17 protein-coding genes and 1 riboswitch are annotated in these 19,822 nt (G+C 71.9%); of the genes, 6 read left to right on the top strand and 11 right to left on the bottom strand.

All coding sequences use genetic code 11. From position 1 onward, the window contains the following. Nucleotides 1-12 precede the first annotated feature (12 nt). The 3 genes from dapA (at nucleotide 13) to AB0J46_RS38345 (ending at nucleotide 3,772) form a co-directional block, all read left to right on the top strand. The gene (gene dapA / locus AB0J46_RS38335; RefSeq protein WP_364339372.1) at nucleotides 13-924 is read left to right on the top strand and encodes a 4-hydroxy-tetrahydrodipicolinate synthase; all 912 of its coding nucleotides are present in this window, start codon (nucleotides 13-15) and stop codon (nucleotides 922-924) included. Then, nucleotides 924-2,390: a 5-carboxymethyl-2-hydroxymuconate semialdehyde dehydrogenase gene (hpaE, locus tag AB0J46_RS38340; protein ID WP_364339374.1), complete on the top strand. Its 1,467-nt coding sequence runs from the start codon at nucleotides 924-926 to the stop codon at nucleotides 2,388-2,390. The genes dapA and hpaE overlap by 1 nt, the downstream gene beginning before the upstream one ends. A gap of 122 nt (nucleotides 2,391-2,512) precedes the next feature. Continuing rightward, entirely contained in the window at nucleotides 2,513-3,772 is a 1,260-nt protein-coding gene (locus AB0J46_RS38345; protein WP_364339376.1) for a lamin tail domain-containing protein, read from the top strand. Nucleotides 3,773-3,894: 122 nt separating this feature from the next. Here AB0J46_RS38345 and AB0J46_RS38350 read toward each other — a convergent pair whose 3' ends face one another. From AB0J46_RS38350 to AB0J46_RS38390, 9 genes are all read right to left on the bottom strand, one after another. Continuing rightward, the gene (locus AB0J46_RS38350) at nucleotides 3,895-6,648 is read right to left on the bottom strand and encodes a DUF5682 family protein (RefSeq protein WP_364339378.1); all 2,754 of its coding nucleotides are present in this window, start codon (nucleotides 6,646-6,648) and stop codon (nucleotides 3,895-3,897) included. Beyond that, entirely contained in the window at nucleotides 6,645-7,757 is a 1,113-nt protein-coding gene (locus tag AB0J46_RS38355) for an AAA family ATPase (RefSeq protein WP_364339380.1), read from the bottom strand. The genes AB0J46_RS38350 and AB0J46_RS38355 overlap by 4 nt, the downstream gene beginning before the upstream one ends. 14 nt (nucleotides 7,758-7,771) lie before the next feature. Next, nucleotides 7,772-9,073 (bottom strand): VWA domain-containing protein, encoded by a 1,302-nt coding sequence (locus AB0J46_RS38360; protein WP_364339383.1) that lies wholly within the window; start codon nucleotides 9,071-9,073, stop codon nucleotides 7,772-7,774. Further along, nucleotides 9,070-10,509 (bottom strand): hypothetical protein, encoded by a 1,440-nt coding sequence (locus tag AB0J46_RS38365; protein ID WP_364339385.1) that lies wholly within the window; start codon nucleotides 10,507-10,509, stop codon nucleotides 9,070-9,072. Before AB0J46_RS38365 ends, AB0J46_RS38360 begins: the two co-directional genes overlap by 4 nt. Continuing rightward, a complete protein-coding gene (locus AB0J46_RS38370) occupies nucleotides 10,509-11,012 on the bottom strand; it encodes a hypothetical protein (RefSeq protein WP_358292370.1) in 504 nt (167 codons plus the stop codon). Before AB0J46_RS38370 ends, AB0J46_RS38365 begins: the two co-directional genes overlap by 1 nt. 182 nt (nucleotides 11,013-11,194) lie before the next feature. Beyond that, the gene (locus AB0J46_RS38375) at nucleotides 11,195-11,608 is read right to left on the bottom strand and encodes a cupin domain-containing protein (protein WP_364339387.1); all 414 of its coding nucleotides are present in this window, start codon (nucleotides 11,606-11,608) and stop codon (nucleotides 11,195-11,197) included. A 16-nt stretch (nucleotides 11,609-11,624) separates the two neighbouring features. Then, a complete protein-coding gene (locus AB0J46_RS38380; RefSeq protein ID WP_364339389.1) occupies nucleotides 11,625-12,440 on the bottom strand; it encodes a phosphoenolpyruvate hydrolase family protein in 816 nt (271 codons plus the stop codon). Next, the gene (locus AB0J46_RS38385) at nucleotides 12,440-13,663 is read right to left on the bottom strand and encodes a Tm-1-like ATP-binding domain-containing protein (protein ID WP_364339391.1); all 1,224 of its coding nucleotides are present in this window, start codon (nucleotides 13,661-13,663) and stop codon (nucleotides 12,440-12,442) included. The genes AB0J46_RS38380 and AB0J46_RS38385 overlap by 1 nt, the downstream gene beginning before the upstream one ends. Nucleotides 13,664-13,673: 10 nt before the next feature. Next, the gene (locus AB0J46_RS38390) at nucleotides 13,674-14,171 is read right to left on the bottom strand and encodes a nuclear transport factor 2 family protein (RefSeq protein WP_364339393.1); all 498 of its coding nucleotides are present in this window, start codon (nucleotides 14,169-14,171) and stop codon (nucleotides 13,674-13,676) included. A 97-nt stretch (nucleotides 14,172-14,268) separates the two neighbouring features. On the opposite strand from AB0J46_RS38390, the gene AB0J46_RS38395 reads away from it, so the two are divergent. Further along, a complete protein-coding gene (locus AB0J46_RS38395; protein ID WP_364339395.1) occupies nucleotides 14,269-14,817 on the top strand; it encodes a TetR/AcrR family transcriptional regulator in 549 nt (182 codons plus the stop codon). 51 nt (nucleotides 14,818-14,868) lie between these two features. Here AB0J46_RS38395 and AB0J46_RS38400 read toward each other — a convergent pair whose 3' ends face one another. Beyond that, entirely contained in the window at nucleotides 14,869-15,582 is a 714-nt protein-coding gene (locus AB0J46_RS38400; protein WP_364339397.1) for a CHAP domain-containing protein, read from the bottom strand. A gap of 14 nt (nucleotides 15,583-15,596) precedes the next feature. Continuing rightward, nucleotides 15,597-15,734, bottom strand: a riboswitch (cyclic di-AMP (ydaO/yuaA leader). Nucleotides 15,735-15,994: 260 nt separating this feature from the next. Next, nucleotides 15,995-16,342, bottom strand: coding sequence for a luciferase family protein (locus AB0J46_RS38405; RefSeq protein WP_358292351.1), 348 nt, complete (start codon nucleotides 16,340-16,342; stop codon nucleotides 15,995-15,997). 242 nt (nucleotides 16,343-16,584) lie between these two features. On the opposite strand from AB0J46_RS38405, the gene AB0J46_RS38410 reads away from it, so the two are divergent. Then, complete coding sequence (locus tag AB0J46_RS38410) at nucleotides 16,585-18,543, top strand: glycosyl hydrolase family 18 protein (RefSeq protein WP_364339399.1); 1,959 nt, start codon at nucleotides 16,585-16,587, stop codon at nucleotides 18,541-18,543. A 160-nt stretch (nucleotides 18,544-18,703) separates the two neighbouring features. Beyond that, nucleotides 18,704-19,747, top strand: coding sequence for a PP2C family protein-serine/threonine phosphatase (locus AB0J46_RS38415; protein WP_364339401.1), 1,044 nt, complete (start codon nucleotides 18,704-18,706; stop codon nucleotides 19,745-19,747). The last annotated feature ends 75 nt before the right edge of the window (nucleotides 19,748-19,822 follow it).

The raw sequence follows: 19,822 nt of genomic DNA on the forward strand, positions 1-19,822 counted from the left end.
GAAGGAGAATCCATGAAGTTCCGCTCGGATCCGTCGACCATCCGCGGATCCATCGCCCCCGTGGTGACGCCGTTCGCCGCCGACGGGTCGCTGGACCTCGACTCGTTGCGCTCGCTGGTGCGCTGGCAGCTCGACCAGGGCTCGCACGGCATCTCGACCGGCGGGTCCACCGGCGAGCCCGGCGCCCAGTCCGTCGAGGAGCGCGTCGCGGCGATGGCCGTGGTGGCCGAGGAGACCGCCGACCGGGTGCCGTTCCTGCCCGGCACCGGCTCGGCCAAGCTCGACGAGACCCTGCTGCTGACCGCCGAGGCCGAGCGCCTGGGCGCCGACGCCGCGCTGGTCATCACGCCCTACTACGCCCGTCCCACCCAGGAAGCCCTCTACCGCTGGTACGCCACGGTCGCCGCCGAGTTCCCGGCGCTGCCGATCGTGATCTACAACGTGCCCTCGCGCACCGCCGTCGACATCGCCCCCGCGACCGTGGCCAGGCTGCGCCGTGACCACGACAACATCGTCGGCGTCAAGGAGACCACCAAGGACTTCGAGCACTTCTCGCACGTGCTCAACCTGTGCGGGCGCGACTTCCTCATGTGGTCCGGCATCGAGCTGCTCTGCCTGCCGCTGCTGGCCATCGGCGGCGTCGGCTTCGTCAGCGCGGCGGCCAACCTCGCGCCGAAGACCGTGGCCCGCATGTACGAGGCCTACACCGCCGGCGACCACGCCACCGCGCTGGAGCTGCACTACTCGCTGCACCCGCTGGTCGAGCTGCTGTTCGTGGAGACGAATCCGGCCCCCGCCAAGTGGGTGCTGGAACAGCGCGGCCTGATCGCCTCCGGCCACGTACGAGCCCCTCTGATCACCCCCACCGAGCCCGGCATCGCCCGGATCAACGAACTACTGGCACAGAGCGAGGGAGTCGCCTGATGAAACTGGAGCACTACATCGGCGGCCGGCACGTCCCGAGCCAGTCCGGTGCGACCTTCACCGCGCTCGACCCGACCACGAACGAGCCGTACCTGGAGGTGGCCGCGGGCGGCGCGGCCGACGTGGACGCGGCCGTCGCCGCCGCCCAGAAGGCGTTCACCGACGGTCCGTGGAGCACGATGCCCGCCGAGCAGCGGGCCGGGACGCTGCGCGCGGTCGCGGCGGCCATCGAGTCCAGGGACGAGGAGATCGCCGCGCTGGAGTGCCGGGACACCGGCCTGCCGATCACCCAGGCCCGCGGCCAGGCCCGCCGCGCGGCGCACAACTTCCGATTCTTCGCCGACGTGATCACCACCATGGGCGAGGACGTCTACCGCGTCGGCTCCGCGCAGCTCAACTACGTCGTGCGCAAGCCGGTCGGCGTGGCCGGGCTGATCACGCCGTGGAACACGCCGTTCATGCTGGAGACCTGGAAGCTGGCCCCGGCGCTGGCGGCCGGCTGCCCGGTGGTGCTCAAGCCCGCCGAGTGGTCACCGGCGTCGGCGAGCCTGCTGCCGGAGATCATGGAGGAGGCCGGGCTGCCCGAGGGCGTGTTCAACCTCGTCCACGGCATCGGCGAGGACGCGGGCGCGGCGCTGGTGGCCCACCCCGACGTGCCGGTGATCTCCTTCACCGGCGAGAGCGGCACCGGGCAGACCATCATGCGCAACGCCGCGTCGTCGCTGAAGACGTTGTCGATGGAGCTGGGCGGCAAGTCGCCGCTGCTCGTCTTCGCGGACGCCGACCTGGAGCGGGCGCTCGACGCGGCCGTCTTCGGCGTCTTCTCGCTGAACGGCGAGCGCTGCACGGCCAGCTCGCGGATCCTCGTCCAGGACACCGTGTACGAGGAGTTCGTGGCCAGGCTGGCCGAGCGGGCCGCGCGGGTACGCGTCGGCGCGCCCGGCGACCCCGCCACCGAGCTGGGCGCGCTCATCCACCCCGAGCACTACGAGCGGGTCATGGAGTACGTCGAGCTCGGCTCGCGCGAGGGCGCCCGCCTGGTCGCCGGCGGTTCCCGGCCCGAGCACCTGACGGCGGGCAACTTCCTGGCCGCGACGGTGTTCGCCGACGTGGCCCCGCACATGCGGATCTTCCAGGAGGAGATCTTCGGACCGGTCGTCAGCGTGACGCCCTTCTCCACCGAGACGGAGGCGGTGGAGCTGGCCAACGCGACCCGGTACGGCCTGGCGGCGTACCTGTGGACCAACGACCTGCGCCGGACGCACCGGCTGGCCCAGTCGATCGAGGCGGGCATGGTCTGGGTCAACTCCCAGAACGTGCGCGACCTGCGCACGCCGTTCGGCGGGGTGAAGGCCAGCGGCGTGGGCCGGGAGGGCGGCCGGCACAGCATCGACGTCTACACCGAGTCGCACATCGTGCACCTGGCCACCGAGGACCTGCCGATCCCCCGGTTCGGCGCCGCCTGAGCCGGCACGTCCCGCGCCGGGCCGCCCCCCGGCCCGGCGTGGGACGTGGACGCCGGGAAGTGCGCGGAGTTACGCTCCCGATGGCCGATAGGGCGGTGATGGCCGTCTTTGGGGGGAACCCAATGAGCTACACACTTCTGCGCGGCAGCTTCGTGATCCGTTACCCGGACCTTCCCCGGCAGGGCCCCGAGCCCGACGGCGACACGATCAAGTTCAGGCCGGACACGCCCGCGCTGGTCGAAGGGCTGGCCCGGCCGTCCGGACGGCCGCCGGAGCTCGGCGCGCGCGGCATCTCCGTCCGTCTGGAGGCCATCGACGCCCTGGAGACCCACTTCCAGGACACCCACCAGGAACTGACCGGCGCGAACGCCGCCCGCGACGAGCTGCTGCGGCTGCTCGGCTTCACGAACGTGCGCTTCTTCGACGACCTGCCCAACAAGGTCCAGTCGGCCGACCAGGACGAGCTGCGCGGGCACGTCCTCAGCAACGGCATCGACGCCAACGGCCGGCTGATCGGGTTCGTGTTCACCGGCGAGCACCCCGGGCCCGACGGGCAGGCCGTGTTCCTCGACGAGGCGCTGGTGGACACGTCCGCGAACGCCAAACTGCTGGCCGCCGGGCTGACGTACCCGGCCTTCTACGCCACGCTGCCCGCGACGCTGCGCACGCACCTGGCGGGCGTGTCGCGCACGGCCAGGACGCAGGCGTCGCCCACCGGCATCTGGCCGCGCTCGGCCGCCGACCCCGACGGGCCCGCCGAGGTCGCCTCGCTGGAGGCGCTCACCGGGCTCGTCATGTGGCCGAAGTTGTTCCGCCGGCTGGTGCCCTATCTGGCGACCGGGGCGGCGAACCTCGACGGCTTCGACGCCTGGCTCAGGGCCGACCCCGTCAACCGGGACGACGCGGTGTTCCTGCTGGACCGGCTCGAACACGGCAACCTGCACGACGTGATCCGGGCCTCGGGCACCCAGATCCAGCTCACGGCCTGGCCCGAGGACTTCGTCATCAGCCCCGACCCGGCGCCGCCCGGCGCGCCCGTCCTCGCGCGTCCGCCGTCCACCGGGGACGTGCTGATCGTGGCCGCGCTGCCCGACCCGGTGGGGGCCGACCGGGGGCACGAGACGGTCACCCTCCTCAACGTCACCGGCCGGTCCGTGGACCTCGGCGGGTGGCGGCTGGCGGACTCGGCGGGCGGGCGCATGGAGCTGACCGGGGTGCTCGCGGGCGGTGGCGTGCTGCAGGTCGTGCTCGACGGCCGGGTACAGCTCCGCAACCAGGGCGAGACCATCCTGCTCGTGTCCCCCGAGGGCGTCACGATCGACCAGGCCACCTACAAACCCGACCACGTCCGCCCCGGCCACACCATCTGCTTCGGCCGCTGACCATCCCGCGCCGGGAAACCCACCCCGAACACCGGGGCGGTCAGGCGGGGAGGGTCGCCAGCGCGGCGGCCAGGGAAGCCCCGCCCCGAGCACCGGCGTTCCGGCGCTCGGGGCGGGGGCCGTCAGGCGAGGAGGGTCGCCAAGGCGGCGGCTGTGGTGGGGTGGTCGGTGAGGAGGGTCTCGACCTCGCGGTTCCCGGGCCCGGTGGCGGAGGCGGGCTGTTGCCAGCCACCCTCGCAGCCCAGCAGCCCCGCCACCGCGTCGCACGCCGCCGGATGCCCCGCCAGCAGCTCGGCGACCGGCCCGGCCGCGACCGCCGGAGCCGCCTTCGGCGCGGCCGCCGCCGTCCGGGCCCATGGCGGTGTCCAGGCGTCGACCGCCGTCAGGCTGCCGGGGAACGTGCGCCCGGCCTCCCGGACGAGGACCGGCATCAGCTCGCCCGCCTGGTCGCGCAGCGTCGTGATCAGCTTCGGCAGCCACGGCAGCAGCACCTGGTCGGGCAGCCGGCCGAACGCCTTGGAGATCACCTCCACCACGAACCCGGACAGCGCCGGAGCCGGCTCCATCGCCTGCACGAACCCGGTGATGTACTGCGGGAACGACGGGATGACCAGCGGGTTGCCGAGCAGCTCGTCGCACCGCGACCGCAGCTCGGCCAGCGGCAGCAGCCCCAGCAGGTGCTGGGCGGCCCACAGCAGCGCCACCTTGGCCGGCGCCTCCGGATGCGACTGCCGCACCGCGATCTCCAGCTGCGCCCGGTCGCACCCGAGCGCCAGCGCCAGCCCCTCCATCGTGAACAGGAACCCGAGCATCGCCGACACCTGCCGCACCCCGGTGTCGTCCTCGACGAACGCGGTCGGGAGCAGGGTGCAGTAGTGCGCGTACCCCTCGGTCACGAACGCCTCGCACCACGCCGGCAGCGCGGGTTCGGCGGTGCGGTAGTAGGCCAGCAGGCGGCGGATGCGGCGCAGCACGTCGGGCGCGTCGTCGACGCCGCGCTCGCCGGCCAGCAGCTCCACCGCCCGCGCGCCCAGCTCGTCGGCGACGCGCCCGCCGCCCAGGTAGAGGATGGCGTCCTCGACGGCGGCCAGGGCCACGGCGGCGGTGGCGTCGGGCTCCCAGACCGCGCGCCGCAGCCGCTGTTCGACCACCTGCTCGATGGTGACGCCCTCGTAGCCGAGCTCGATGATGGCCCGCTGGTTGCGGCCGAGCGCGAGGTCCCAGCTCTCCTGGATGGCCCGCTCGCCGAGCTTGCGCTCGCCCATGATCGGCCGGGCCGCGTCGGCGGGCAGCACGAAGCGCAGCATCCACAGCAGGTCGGAGCAGGGCCGCAGCTCCGGGTCGGAGTGCAGGTCGAGCAGCGCCCGCTGGATCGTGCGCTTGTCGAAGTCGACGCCGAGCGGCCGCAGCCGGTCGTAGACGTTCTGGGCCAGCGGCGGCAGCGCGTCGTAGCCGACCGAGCCGATGCGGTCGCCGCCGAGCAGGATCTCGCACAGGCGCCGCACGTCGCGCCGGCCCGGCACGACGTCCTTCTCGATGCAGGTGACCGCCGCGTCCTGGAAGTCGTACGGCGTGGGCCTGGCCCGATTGCGCATGCCGGCCAGCAGGATCGACGTCTCGAACACCGCGATGGCGTCGGCGGTGCTGGCGAGGTAGCCGTTGCGCCGGGCCAGCCGGACGATGTCGACGCTCCAGCCCAGCAGCTCGGCCTCGTCGAGCGCGTCGAGCGTCGGCGGCCTGGACAGGAACCCGGTCAGCCGGTCGGTGACCTGCGCCGGCGCGGCGGGCGCGGGCAGCTTGACCGGCCGTTTCCTGGCCCCCTTCTGCCCGCTGAGCTGGAACGGGGTCAGCTTGCTCCGCGTCACCGCCTTGGCCCAGGTGGCGGCGGCGATCGACACCGACCCCGAGGCGAGCCCGAACTGCGCCTCGATGGCCGAGTGGCTGGAGGGGATCAGCCCGTACAGCCAGCGGGTCGCGGTGCGGGGGCCGATCTCGTACGGGGCCGTGGCGGCCAGGCCGAACTGCTCGACGCGGCTGGCGGCGTGGAAGGCGCCGCAGACGTAGAGGCAGTCGGCCGGGTCGGCGCCCGAGGCGGACAGGTGCTCGCGCATCCTGGTCCACATGTAGCGCTCGCGCTCCTCGTCGCCGGCCAGCCGGTCGTCGTCGGGGCGCAACCGGCGGAACAGGCTGCCGATGAGGACCATGACCTGGCGGTAGGTGTCGTAGTCGGCGCCGGAGAGCGGCTGCTCGACGTACTGGTCCCACCACTCCGACCAGTGGCGGACCTTGCCGTGGTGGAGCAGGTGCTCCTCCAGCTCGGCGAAGCGGGGGCGCAGGTCGCCGATCTCCACGCCGACGGCGTCGCCGTGCAGGCCGGCCTCCTCCCCCGGTTTCGCCGGCTCCTCCCGGTCGCGCGGCAGCCACTGGAAGACGTGGTCGGCCGAGCGGTCGACCAGCACCAGCTCGACGCCCGGGGTCTCCAGCGCGTACGAGATGGCCTGGTACTCGGCCGACGCCTCGGTGATCGGGGCCACCACGCTCAGCGGCCCCGATCCCTTGGGGAAGCCGTCGAGGTCGGTGGCGAACGCCTGGAGCGCCACCGGGAGCCGGCAGTTGCGCAGCTCGGTCAGCAGCGGCGCCAGGTCTTCGCAGAGCTCCAGGTAGATGACCTTGGGCTGCTTCTCCCGCAGGCGGCGCACCATGGCCAGCGCCGAGGCCGGCGAGTGGTGGCAGACCGGGAAGATCTCCAGCTCCTCGCGCAGCGCCCGGTCGACGTCCTCGACGATGCCGGTGAGGATGGACGACACCGCGCCGTCGCCCGCGAAGGCCGAGGCGGCCTCGCTGAGCTGATCCTTCAGCGGTTGGAAGAGGCTCATGACAGGGTGGAGATGGCCTGGCGGCCGCCCTCGAGGAAGTCCTGCCACGGGCCGCCGTCCTTCTTGCTGCGCGGCTCGACCACACCGTGCCAGTACTTGTTGAGGATGGCCAGGTCTTCCGGGCTGCGCCGGGCCAGCGAGCCGACCAGCGAGCCGGCCAGCGTCTCGGGGCGCAGCGTGCGGTCGCCGAAGAAGTGGCTGTGCAGGATGGCGTCCTCCAGCACGCCGATCTGCTCGGCCGTGGACAGCGCGGACTCCAGCTTCTCGTCGTCGCTGGTCGCCGAGGCGGCCGCGGCCCGCAGGTCGGCGAAGCTCTGCAGCAGGATGTCCAGCAGCGTGGGCGGCAGGTCGAGCTCGATCTGGTGCCGGCGCAGCAGCTCCTCGGTACGGAACCGGACGATCTCCGCCTCGCTCTTCTTGTTCGTCACCACCGGGATGCGGACGAAGTTGAAGCGGCGCTTGAGCGCGGAGGACAGGTCGTTGACGCCCCGGTCGCGGCTGTTGGCGGTGGCGATGATCGAGAAGCCGGGCTGGGCGAAGACGATGTTGTCGTCGTCGAGCTCGGGGATGGAGACGTACTTCTCCGACAGGATGGAGATCAGCGCGTCCTGGACGTCGCTGGTCGAGCGGGTCAGCTCCTCGAAGCGGCCGATCACGCCCTGCTCCATGGCGTTCATGATCGGCGAGGGGATCATCGACTGGCGCGACTGGCCCTTGGCGATGACCATCGAGACGTTCCACGAGTATTTGATGTGGTCCTCGGTGGTGCCCGCGGTGCCCTGCACGACCAGCGTGGAGTTGCGGCTGATCGCCGCGGACAGCAGCTCGGCCAGCCAGCTCTTGCCCGTGCCCGGGTCGCCGATCAGCAGCAGGCCGCGGTCGGAGGCCAGCGTCACGATGCTGCGCTCGACGAAGCTGCGGTCACCGAACCACTTCTGCGGGATCTCGCGGTCGAGCCCGTCGGAGCGCTCCGAGCCGAGGATGAAGATGCGGATCATGCGCGGGCTGAGCCGCCACGAGAACGGCTTGGGGCCGTCGTCGACCGACTCCAGCCAGTCGAGCTCGTCGGCGTACTTCACCTCTGCGGGGGCGCGCAGCATGTCACTCATGGTCGGGGGTTCTCCTAGGTGAGGAAGTTCTTGAGCTCGAAGACGAGCTTGCGGACGTGGCCGGAGAGCACGGGGGTGCCCAGGTCCTTGAGTTTCTGGCGGTACCACGGGTCGACGCTCTGGTGGCCGGAGCTGTTGACCGAGCCGACGGGGATGAACTTGACCCCCGAGCGGTGGATCGACCCGAAGTCGTTGATCAGCGAGCGGTTGTCGTAGAAGTCGGAGATCCACACCATCACGGTGTTGCGCGGATCGGCGATCTTCGGCCTGGCCAGGGCCATCGCGGCCGTGCCGTCGGTGCCGCCGCCGAGCGTCGTGCGCAGCAGCACCTCGAACGGGTCGTGCACCCACGGCGTCAGGTCGAGCGCGCGGGTGTCGTACGCGACGAGGTGCACGTCGACCTTGGGCAGGCCGGCGAAGATCGAGGCCAGGATGGTGCAGTTGACCATCGCGTCGACCATCGAGCCCGACTGGTCGACGACCACGATGAGCCGGGCCGGCGTGGTGCGGCGGGCCGTCTGCCGGTAGTAGAGCCGGTCGACGTAGAGCCGCTGGTCCTCGGGGCTCCAGTTGGTGAGGTTCTTCCAGATCGTGCGCTCGATGTCGAGGTTGCGGAAGACCCGCTTCGGCGGCACCGACCGATCGATGACGCCCACGCTGGTCTTCTCCACCTGCGTGCGCAACACCTCGGCGACCTCGTCGACGAACCTGCGGATGAGCGCCTTGGCGTTGGCGAGGGCGACGCCGGACAGGTTGGACTTGTCGCGCAGCAGCTGCTCGATGAGCGACATGCTGGGCGTGAGCTGCCTGGCCAGAGCCGGGTCGGCCAGCACCTCGCGCAGCCGCATGCGCTTGACCAGATCGCCCTCGATCATGGCGAGGACGGCGGCCAGCTCGTCGTTGCCCGGCCCGTTGCGCAGGCCGCCGGGCTCGCAGCCCATGCCCTTCTCGAACCAGGCGGCGTCCTGCTTCCAGCGGGCCAGGTCGCCCGCCGTGACGTCGCCCGTGCCGGTGGAGAACACGTTGAGCAGCAGCTTGGAGACCAGCGCGGCGCGGCGCACCTCGCCGCCCTCCTCGTGCTCCTTGTCGGCCATCAGGTCCTGGAGCTCGGTGCCCAGCTCGGGGAAGCGCTGGACGAGCGTGTCCACCGAGACGCCTGGGTCGAGCAGCGCGGGCGGCAGCTCCAGGTCGCCGACGATGCCCATGCTGGCCGTCTCCAGCGCGGGCTGCTCGTCGGCCGAGAACAGCCGCGACATGAGCCGCCAGTACAGCACTTGGCGCCGGGTCTCGTCGGCGCTCGTGGTCGAGTCGGTCATTTCCGCAGCAGCCGTCCTGCCCGTTCGCGCAGCACGGCGACCACGTCGCCGGCCTTGGCCTCGGCCTTGACGACCTTGGGGTCGGTCGGGCCGTTCGCCCAGTCGCCGTTGTGCACGGTGACCGGCTTCTTCTTGACCGTGGCCTGGACGGCCAGCGGCTGCAGCAGCCACCGGCCGCCGTCGCGGCGCACCAGCCCGACGCACGCCGAGGACGCGGCCACCAGCTCCGGCGTGAGCGGGCAGCTCGCCGGGAGCCGGTCGAGGTCGAGGGCGAGCTTGTTGCCGCCCAGGTCGAGGGTGTGCCCGTCGACCGTGTACCCCTCGACCAGCACCGGCTCGGCGATGCGCACCGGGTGGCGGTCGAGCGGCGGCGTGGCCGGGGCCAGCGCGCCCGCGAGCTGCACCCGCGCGGTGGTGAACGGGTCGGCCTCGGCGCCGGTGCGGGCGCGGTCGTCATGCCACAGCAGGTCGCCGCCGGGCAGCAGCGGCATGCCGTCGATCTCCACGGACCGGTGGTCGGCCAGCGCGCCCATGAGCACGGGCCGCCCGCCGAACAGCCGCCACACCGACGGCCCCACGATGGTGTCGACCTTGGCCGCCGCGACGCTCGTGCGCACCAGCCGGGTCTGGCCGCCGGCCTCCTCCAGGACGCCGTGCACCTGCACGCGGACGACCGTGGCGTGCTCCTGCACGTCGGCGCCGAGGATCAGCAGCCGCCCCGACACCGGCTCGGGCACGCCGTGCCACGGCCCGGACTGGGCGAGCAGCAGCCCGCGCGTCCACAGGTCGGCCCACCGCCTGAGCGGCAGCCGGTCCATCGTCGCCACCGGGGACGAGGCCCGCAGCTCGGTCGCCAGCCCGTCGAGCAGCACGGCGAGCCCGCGCAGCTCGGGCACCCCGAGCAGCGCCTCGATCGCCTGGTCGGCGCCGGAGACGAGGTCGTCGTCGACGCCCCGCCAGCCGGTGATCGCCAGCTCCCGCAACCAGACCCGGCACCCGGCCAGCAGGTTCTCCGGCACGCCGCCGGACGCCGCCCCGGTGCCCGGCACGCCGCCCACGGACGCCGCCCCTGTTGTGGCGTCCGTGGCGGCGGCCGGCGGCCAGGGTGCGCGGCTGCGGCCCAGAGCCTGGTCGAGGCGGGCGAGCAGGGCGTCGTGCACCGCGCCGAACAGCGCGGCCCGCCCGCCGGCCAGCGCGGCCAGGTGCTCGTCGGCGACCGACCCCGCGGTCACCTTCTCCACCGCCTCGCCCAGCCGGTCGCCGAGCGGGGAGCCCGCGAGCGCGCCGGCCAGCGCGGCCAGCGCCGCGGCCGGCTCCTCGGCGACCCTGGCGAACCCGTGCCCGAGCGCGCCGTCGAACCCCGTGGCGAGCGCGAGCGCCTCCGCGACCCCGGCCGGCCCGTCGCCGGCCAGCTCCCCGAGCTGTACGTCGAGCATCAGCCCACCTTTCCCGTCTCGGGCCCCATCGCCGGGAACCAGTGGAGCTCGGCCAGCGGCTCGGTGCTGTCGGGCACCTCCAGGTAGGCCAGGTGGCGCAGGAACCGGCTGAACACCACGGCCGCCGGGGTGCGCTGGGGGGTGCCGTTCAGCGCGCTCATCAGGTGGCCGCCCTCGGGCACCTCGACGCGCAGGTAGCGGGCCACCCGGTCGAGGCCGTACTGGAGCACGGCCTCGTCGGCCAGCATGCGGATGTGCTTGCACGCGTAGCCGTGCAGCGCGCCGCACGGGCGGTTGTTGTTGGTGCTGCAGCTCAGGTCGTGGGTGCCGGCGGCGATCGAGGAGACGTAGACCCGCTCGATGTCGGACCCGCTCGACACGACCCCCTGCAACCTGCCGTCAGCCAGCTCGACGAAGGGCACCTTCGCCAGCTTGCGTGGCTGGACCGGCGGCACCACCCGCACGACGCTGCGCTGCTCCCACGCGGTTTCGTCCGCGTCCAAGGTCTCGACCTCCAGTCTGACGGCATGCTCGCGCCGACAGCCAACTCCGATGGGGCTTGATCAACAGACCCGGAAATCTACCGGAGGCCACCGACAGACCGGACGTGAACGATCATTCGCATGGAGGTCGAGCACGCCGGAGGCCGCGCGCGGGCTCGCAGCCCGCGCACGGCCTCCGCCGCTCAGGAGGTGGCGGCCGCCCAGGTCGGGTGGTCGCCGGGGCCGAGCTCCACGAAGCCGGGCAGCTCGCGCAGCGCCAGCTCGGCCCCGCCCGGCGTGTACGTCGCGATGATCCGCAGCGGCCGCCAGCCGGTGTTGAAGGTGGAGTGCAGCGTGCCCTTCGGGATGTAGATCGCCTCACCGGCCCTGACCGGGAACTCCGGGTCGTCGCCGACGGTCTGCCGCCCCTCGCCCTCGATGACGTAGAGGACCTCGTCGGAGTCGGGGTGCAGGTGGCGTTCGTGGCCCTTGTTCGGGTTGATGATGACCTCGCCGAACGTGGAGGACGCGCCCGGCACGGCGTCGGGCGTCACGTGCCATTTGATGGCCCCCCAGTCGAAGATCATCGTGGGCAGGGCGTCCGGTCGTCGGTGCATGGCGGGTTCCTCCCGGTCAGAGCTGCTTGAAGGCGCGGACCTGCTCGGCGATGGCCCGCTCGGCGGGCAGGCGTTCCATCGAGGACGCGCCGAAGAACCCGGCGACGCCGACCGTGCGCTGCTGGATGTGGCGCACGTCGTCGGGCTCGGCGATGGGGCCGCCGTGGCACAGCACGATGACGTCGGGGTTGACGGCGACGGCGGCGTCACGCATCTCCTGGATGCGCACGGCCGCCTCGTCGAGGCCGATCGCGGTGACGGCGCCGATGCTGCCCTTGGTGGTCAGGCCCATGTGCGGGACGAGGATGTCGGCGCCCGCCCGCGCCATGGCCGTGGCCTGCTCGGGGGTGAACACATAGGGGGCGGTGAGCAGGTCGCGCTCGGCGGCCAGCCTGATCATCTCCACCTCCAGGTCGAAGCCCATGCCGGTCTCCTCCAGGTTCGCCCGGAAGACACCGTCGATCAGGCCGACCGTCGGGAAGTTCTGGACGCCGGTGAAGCCCATGTCCTTCAGCTCGTCGAGGAAGCGCGGCATCAGCCGGAACGGGTCGGTCCCGCACACCCCGGCCAGCACCGGCGTGTCCTTGACGACCGGCAGGACCTCCCCCGCCATCTCCACGACGATCGCGTTGGCGTCGCCGTACGGCATCAGGCCGGCGAGCGAGCCGCGGCCGGCCATCCGGAACCGCCCGGAGTTGTAGATGATGAGCAGATCGACCCCGCCCGCCTCGGCGGACTTGGCCGACAGCCCGGTGCCCGCGCCGCCGCCGATGATCAGCCGGCCGGCCTCCCGCTCGGCGCGCAACCTCCGTAGTGCCTCGTCGCGACGCATCAAGCCCCCTTCTCGATCAGCCGGTGCAGCCGGTCGGCGGCCGCCACGGCGAACTGCGCGTTGTTGATGTCCTGGTCGCTCTGCACGACCTCGACGGCGCTGCCCGCGACGGCCGCGAGCACGGCGTCGAAGCAGGCCGCGTCGGCCGCCGGGTCGTGGAACGGGCCGCCCTCGACGTCGACGGCCGAGACGCCGCCGCGCGGCACGAACAGCGTGACCGGCCCCGACGCGCGGGCCAGCCGCTCGCCGATCGCCCGGCCGATCTCGGCGTTCTCGGCCGGAGTGGTGCGCATGAGCGTCACCGTCGGGTTGTGCACCAGGAGCTGCCGTGACCTGAACCGTTCCGGCACGGTCTCCATCGGGCCGAAGTTGACCATGTCGACGGCGCCCAGGCTGACGACCTGCGGGATGCCGGCCCGCCCGGCGGCGGTCAGGCGGTCGGGGCCGGCCGACAACACGCCGCCGACGAGCTCGTCGGCCAGCTCGGTGGTGGTCAGGTCGAGCACCCCTGCGAAGTGGCCGCCGGCCGCCAGCGCCTCCATGGCCCGGCCGCCCGAGCCGGTGGCGTGGAAGACCAGCACCTCGTAGCCCAGGGACTCCAGCCGGGCCCGCGCGGCGTCGACGGCGGGCGTGGTGACGCCGAACATCGTGGCCGCGACCAGCGGTTTGTCCTCCCCGGACGGCTCGGCGCCGGCGGCGTAGGAGGCGGCCATCGCGCTGATCGCGGCGGCGGCGTTGGTCAGGATGCGGCGGGAGACGGAGTTGACGCCCGCGACGTCGACGACGCTGTACATGAGCGTCACGTCGGTCTCCCCGACGTAGGCCGAGACGTCGCCGCTGACCATGGTCGAGACGAGCAGCTTGGGCAGGCCGACGGGCAGCGCCCGCATGACGGCGGCGGCGATGGAGGAGCCGCCGCTGCCGCCGAGCGCGAGCACGCCGCTCAGCTCGCCTCGGGCGTGCAGGTCCTGGGCCAGGGCGGTGGCCCCGGCCGCCATCGCCGCGAGCGCGGCGCCGCGGTCGCCGGCGCTCCTGAGCCGGTCGAGGCCGGTGCCCGCGGCCCGCGCCACGGCCTCGGCGGGGACGTCGGCGGCCAGCGCCGGGGCGCCCATGACGCCGGTGTCCATGAGGACGACGCCCTGCCCGGCCCGGATGATCAGGTCGCGGACGAGGGCGTACTCCTCCCCCTTGGTGTCGAGGGTGCCCAGCAGCAAGACCGCCATGTCAGACCTCCTACGATCGGCCTTCCGACCTTACCCCGGCGATCTCCGCGTGGCGGATGCCGAGGACGTCCACGCCGTGCTCGGACAGCGGGCGGGAGCCGAAGATGCGGCGTTCCTCCTCGGTGATGGCGACGTCGTTGATGCTGGCCTCCCGGCGGCGCATCAGCCCGGAGGCGTCGAACTCCCACTGCTCGTTGCCGTAGCTGCGCCACCACTGGCCGGCGGCGTCGCGGGACTCGTACTGGAAGCGCACGGCGATGCGGTCGCCGGTGACCGCCCACAGCTCCTTGCGCAGGGCGTAGTCCAGCTCGCGGGCCCACTTGCGGCGCAGGAACGCCGCGATCTCGGCGCGGCCGGTGACGAACTCGCCGCGGTTGCGCCACACGGAGTCCTCGGTGTACGCGAGCGCGACGCGGTCGGGGTCGCGGGTGTTCCAGGCGTCCTCGGCGGCCTGGACCTTGATCCGGGCGGTCTCCTCGGTGAACGGCGGGACGGGCGGGCGGGTCATGGGCTGTCCTCTCCGATCGAGAGAACGGGCGTTCTCCCGGGTTGTGCGCTAGCGTAGAGAACGATCGTTCTCCGCGGCAAGCACCTGGAGGGGTGTCATGGATCACGAGCAGCGGCTGCTGGACGCCGCGGGCGACCTGTTCTACCGCCGCGGCGTGCAGGCGGTCGGCATGGACGAGATCCGGGCCGCCTCCGGCGTCTCGCTGAAACGCCTCTACCAGTGTTTCCCGTCGAAGGAGGCGCTGGTCGTGGCCTATCTGCGGCGGCGCGACGAACGCTGGATGACCTCGCTCACCGCGTACGTGGCCGACGCCGGCGACCGCATCCCGGCGGTCTTCGCGTGGCTGGAGCGCTGGTTCGCCGAGGACGACTTCCGCGGCTGCGGGTTCGCCAACGCCTTCGCCGAGCTGGGCGCCGGTTCGGCCGTCGTCCGTACGGCGGTGCGCGAGCACAAGGAGCGCCTGCGCGCCTACCTGCGCTCGCTCGCCGAGGAGGCGGGGGCTGGGGACCCCGGCCTGCTCGCCGAGCAGTTGCTCACCCTGATCGACGGCGCCACGGTGACCGCGATGATCTCCGAGGAGCCTGGCGCGGCCCGCTCGGCCGGGCAGGCAGCGGCGGTCCTGGTCCACCGGCACCGGCGGCCCTGAAACGCGAAAGAGCGCACTCCCCGCAGGGAGTGCGCTCTTGGCAAGGAAGGATCAGGCGGCGTACGACGGGTAGCCGTAGCCGACGACCTGGGAGCTCGGCCGGACGCGCTGCTCGACCTTGCCGTTGCCGGTGTTGCCCTCGATCGTGGAGATCGTGCCGTCGCCGTTGTCCTTGACGACGAAGCCGACGTGCTGGATGTCGTTCAGGCTCTTGCTGCCGCTCCAGGAGAAGAAGACGACGGCGCCCGGCTTGGCCTCGGTGCCCCAGCGGTCGTTGGCGGCGAACCACTTGGCGTGGGTCACGGTGTAGGCGTCCCAGCCGACCTGCGGGCGGGCGCCGGTCTGCTCGCCGACCCAGGAGACGAACATCGAGCACCAGGGGGCGTTCAGGTACATGGCGCGGTTGCCGCCGTCACGCGCGGCGGTCTCGGCGGCGCGCTGCGAGTCGGCGTACCACTTCTGGAACTTGGTGCCGCCGCCGTTGGCGTCCTCGGAGGTGCCGACCTGGGCGCGGGCCGTGGCCAGCACCTGCGCGGCGGTGACGTTGACCTTGCCCTTGGCGCTCTCGTCGGCGGCGCGGTGCTGCGCGACGCGCGGCTGGGCGGCCACGCCGGCGACCTTGGCGGTCTGGGTGGCGGTGTGGGCGGTGGCGGTGTCGGCGTTCACTGCCGCGTGCGTGCCGAGCACGCCGGCGACGGCGGTCGCGCCGAGAGCGATCTTGGCGAGGTCGAGCTTGAAGGCACGGTGAAGACGGTGCTTGGCCATGAGGGTGTTACTCCTTGAGCTTCCGTGCCGCTTGCCGGGTTAGCTGACGGGTTCGGGCGGGAAGCTGCCCTACGGCACCACGGTGCCGATTCACCCCATTGGACACATGGGTCCCCGGTTCCGCGCACAGGCGGATTCAGCGGTCTCTTGGTCAGGCAAAGGGCTGACGCATCGTCTTCCCGGGCCCGGGAAAGGGCCTGAAGGTATATGTGCGACGCCCGGATGCGGGGATGTCCGCATCGACTCTGTACAACACGGGTCCCGCTTGGGTAATTCCCAGGCAATGCCATCCCTACCTGGGACGACTCCCCGTTCGGCTGTGTACAACCAAGCTACCCGGCGAGTAATTCCCAGGCAAATGGCGGCATTAGTTTCGACGCTGCGTGGGAGAAACGCTACGCACCGAATCGGTTCACGCCACGTGCGCCTTTATCGCCACGCTCGTGAGCGCCAGCAACAATTCCAGATCAGGTTCGGCGTCGACCTGTACGGCGACCCAGGCGCGGTCGCGGCAGGCATGGACCTGGTCGCACGCCCGCAGGTACGGCTCCAGGCGGCCGATGGCGGGGGCGGTGAGCCGTACGTGGATCTCGTCCCGGCCGGCCAGGCGCAGGATCTCGGTTCCGTGGACGGCGAAGGTGACCTGCTGACCGGTGCCGCTGACGTTCAGCGACGGCCAGGACCGTAACTCCGCGACCGCGCGGACCACGTAGGGCCCGCGTCGCGTGGGCGTCCGCCGCCAGGCGGAGATTCCTGCCACGGTCCAATGCTGAGCCACGGCTCACCCCGCCGTCAGCCCCCGTTCCTGAACCGTTATCCCCTCGTGAACGGGCGCGTCCGGGGTCTGACCGGCACGATTACGGACGCCTGACCGATACGTATTGACGCTCCCCCAGGCAGAAGCTACCGTCGATTCACAACTTAAAGGAAACTTTCCTAATAGTTTCCCCAGAAGTCTCCCATCCCACTCCCCACACACCCCCCAACGGATGTCGGAGCGACATGAAACACACCATTCTGAGCAAGGTCCTGGCGGGAATGGCGGCATTGGCCCTGCCCCTCACCGCGGCCGTGGCCGCCCCGGCGCTCGCCTCCGCCAGCACGGTGGCGTACGCGGCGGCCTGGGCCCCGTGGACCGCCTACACGGCGGGCACGGTCGTCACCTACAACGGCGTCGACTACGTCTGTCTCCAGGCGCACACCTCCCAGCCCGGCTGGGAGCCGCCGAACGTGGCGGCGCTGTGGAAGGTCTCCGGTGGCGGCGGCGGCGACACGACCGCGCCGTCCGTGCCGGGCAACCTGCGCTCGACCGGCGTCACGGACACGAGCGTGGCCCTGGCCTGGAACGCCTCCACCGACAACGTGGCCGTGACCGGCTACGAGGTCTACCGCGGCGGCACGCTGGTCACCACCGTCACGGGCACCACGTACAACGACACCGGCCTCACCGCGAACACGGCCTACAGCTACACCGTGCGCGCGCGTGACGCGGCCGGCAACCGCTCGGCCAACAGCAACCAGATCTCCGCGACGACCACCGGCGGCGGTGGCGGCGACGACAAGACCCCGCCGTCGGTGCCCGGCAACCTGCGCTCGACCGGCGTCAGCAACAACAGCGTCTCGCTGGCCTGGAACGCCTCCACCGACAACGTGGCGGTCACCGGCTACGAGGTCTACCGCGGCGGCACCCTGGTCACGACCGTCACGGGCACTTCGTACAACGACACCGGCCTCAGCGCCAACACCTCCTACAACTACACCGTGCGCGCGCGTGACGCGGCGGGCAACCGCTCGGCCGACAGCAACCAGATCACCGCGACCACCACGGGCGGCGGCGGTGGCGGCGGCAACAAGGTGCTGGGCTACTTCGTCCAGTGGGGCATCTACCAGCGCGGCTACCACGTCAAGAACATCGACACCAGCGGCTCGGCGGCCAAGCTGACGCACATCAACTACGCGTTCGGCAACGTGCAGAACGGGCAGTGCACGATCGGCGACAGCTACGCCGACTACGACCGCTTCTACCAGGCGGGCGAGAGCGTCGACGGCGTCGCCGACACCTGGGACAACGGCGCGCTGCGCGGCAACTTCAACCAGCTGCGCAAGCTGAAGAAGAAGTACCCCAACCTGAAGGTGCTCTTCTCCTTCGGCGGCTGGACCTGGTCCGGCGGCTTCGGCCAGGCGGCGCAGAACCCGACGGCCTTCGCCGACTCCTGCTACAAGCTGGTGGAGGACCCCCGCTGGGCCGACGTCTTCGACGGCATCGACATCGACTGGGAGTACCCGAACGCCTGCGGCCTGACCTGTGACACCAGCGGCGCGGCGGCGTTCAAGAACGTGATGTCCGCGCTGCGCTCGCGCTTCGGCGCGAACAACCTGGTCACCGCGGCCATCACCGCCGACGGCAACGACGGCGGCAAGATCGACGCGGCCGACTACGGCGGCGCCGCCCAGTACGTCGACTGGTACAACGTCATGACGTACGACTTCTTCGGCGGCTGGGACGCGCAGGGCCCGACCGCCCCGCACTCCCCGCTCACCACCTGGGACAAGATCCCGATCCCCGGCTTCTACACCGACAACGCCATCCAGAAGCTCAAGAGCAAGGGCGTCCCGGCCGCCAAGCTGCTGCTCGGCATCGGCTTCTACGGCCGCGGCTGGACCGGCGTGACCCAGGCCGCGCCCGGCGGCACGGCGACCGGCCCGGCGCCCGGCACGTACGAGCAGGGCATCGAGGACTACAAGGTCATCAAGACCCGCTGCCCGTCCACCGGCACCGTCGCGGGCACGGCCTACGCCTACTGCGGCAACCAGTGGTGGAGCTACGACACGCCGAGCACCATCGGCGGCAAGATGAGCTACTCGAAGAACCAGGGCCTCGGCGGCGCGTTCTTCTGGGAGCTCAGCGGTGACACCACCAACGCCGAACTCCTCACGGCCATGAAGAACGGCCTCGGATAAGTTCGCACGTCAAGGGCCGGTCCCGGTTTCGGGGCCGGCCCTTCGCCGTGCCCGGCGCGCCGCAGGACGGAACACGGACGCCTTGGGAGAAGCTGGTCACCGGGGGTGAACGACGATTCTGTGGGGTGGCGGGCTCAGGCGGCCCTTCTTCACGACACCGGTGTTCCTGGTCGGCCTGATCGGGATCACGGTGCTGGTGGTCGGGCTGGACAGGTTCACCGGCGGGGGCGCGGAGCTCGTGCCGGTGCTGATCTTCCTGCCCGCGATCGTGTCGGCGCTGGGCTCGGTGTGGCAGACGGCGGTCGCGTCGGTGTGGGTGCTGGCGGTGGTGTCGGCCTCGGTCGCCTATCTGGGCGGCAATCTGCGGACGAACCTGGAGGTCTCCGGCTTCACCGCGGCGTTCGGGCTGATGAGCGTGGTCGGCGCGAGCTACCGGATCCAGCGCGAGGAGGAGGTCCGCCGGTTGCGCTCGGCCGCCGCGGCGTTGCAGCGGCAGCTCGTCAGGCCGCTGCCGCTGCGCTCGCTCGACGTGGTCGTGGACGGCCTCTACCAGCCCATCGAGGAGGACACGATGGTGGGCGGCGACATGTACGAGGTGGCGCCGTCGCCGTACGGGACCCGGGTGATGATCGCCGACGTGCAGGGCAAGGGGCTGCCCGCGATCGGCGCCGCGCTGGCCGTGCTGGGCGCCTTCCGGGAGGCGGCCTACCGCGAGCTCTCCCTCATGGGCGTGGCCGACGCCCTGGAGGACGCCGTGATCAGGCACAACAGGTTCGCCGCGCACACCGGCGAGCCCGAGCGGTTCGTCACCGCGCTGCTGCTGGACATCGGCCCGGAGCTGGAGGTGAACGCGGTCAACTGCGGGCACATCGCGCCGTACCTGATCCACGGTGGGAACGCCGGGCAGCTCTGGCTCGGCGAGCCGGAGGTGCCGCTCGGCCTGGCCGGGCTGGCGGGCGAGCCGCGCCACGGCGCGCGCTTCGCCTTCCCGCGCGGGGCCTCGCTGCTGCTGTGCACCGACGGCGTGACCGAGGCCCGCGACCGCGACGGCTCCTTCTACCCGCTGGAGCAGCGGCTGCGCTCCTGGGCCCGCGACCCGCCGTCCAGGACCGTCGAGGCCCTGGCCGCCGACCTGAACACCTTCACGCACGGCGCCCCGCGCGACGACATCGCGGTGCTCATCCTGCGCCGGACCGGATCGTGACCGCCGCGCGCGGCAACTATTAAGAAAGTTTCCTAACAGAGAGCATTGACGGGCCTGGTCACCAGGCTTACCTTC

The sequence above is a fragment of the Nonomuraea sp. NPDC049758 genome, assembly GCF_040674635.1.
Lineage (GTDB): Bacteria > Actinomycetota > Actinomycetes > Streptosporangiales > Streptosporangiaceae > Nonomuraea.

Coding starts and splice junctions, on each gene's coding strand:
- dapA (WP_364339372.1), top strand. CDS start 13: ATGAAGTTCCGCTCGGATCCGTCGACCATCCGCGGATCCATCGCCCCC.
- hpaE (WP_364339374.1), top strand. CDS start 924: ATGAAACTGGAGCACTACATCGGCGGCCGGCACGTCCCGAGCCAGTCC.
- AB0J46_RS38345 (WP_364339376.1), top strand. CDS start 2,513: ATGAGCTACACACTTCTGCGCGGCAGCTTCGTGATCCGTTACCCGGAC.
- AB0J46_RS38350 (WP_364339378.1), bottom strand. CDS start 6,648: ATGAGCCTCTTCCAACCGCTGAAGGATCAGCTCAGCGAGGCCGCCTCG.
- AB0J46_RS38355 (WP_364339380.1), bottom strand. CDS start 7,757: ATGAGTGACATGCTGCGCGCCCCCGCAGAGGTGAAGTACGCCGACGAG.
- AB0J46_RS38360 (WP_364339383.1), bottom strand. CDS start 9,073: ATGACCGACTCGACCACGAGCGCCGACGAGACCCGGCGCCAAGTGCTG.
- AB0J46_RS38365 (WP_364339385.1), bottom strand. CDS start 10,509: ATGCTCGACGTACAGCTCGGGGAGCTGGCCGGCGACGGGCCGGCCGGG.
- AB0J46_RS38375 (WP_364339387.1), bottom strand. CDS start 11,608: ATGCACCGACGACCGGACGCCCTGCCCACGATGATCTTCGACTGGGGG.
- AB0J46_RS38380 (WP_364339389.1), bottom strand. CDS start 12,440: ATGCGTCGCGACGAGGCACTACGGAGGTTGCGCGCCGAGCGGGAGGCC.
- AB0J46_RS38385 (WP_364339391.1), bottom strand. CDS start 13,663: ATGGCGGTCTTGCTGCTGGGCACCCTCGACACCAAGGGGGAGGAGTAC.
- AB0J46_RS38390 (WP_364339393.1), bottom strand. CDS start 14,171: ATGACCCGCCCGCCCGTCCCGCCGTTCACCGAGGAGACCGCCCGGATC.
- AB0J46_RS38395 (WP_364339395.1), top strand. CDS start 14,269: ATGGATCACGAGCAGCGGCTGCTGGACGCCGCGGGCGACCTGTTCTAC.
- AB0J46_RS38400 (WP_364339397.1), bottom strand. CDS start 15,582: ATGGCCAAGCACCGTCTTCACCGTGCCTTCAAGCTCGACCTCGCCAAG.
- AB0J46_RS38410 (WP_364339399.1), top strand. CDS start 16,585: ATGAAACACACCATTCTGAGCAAGGTCCTGGCGGGAATGGCGGCATTG.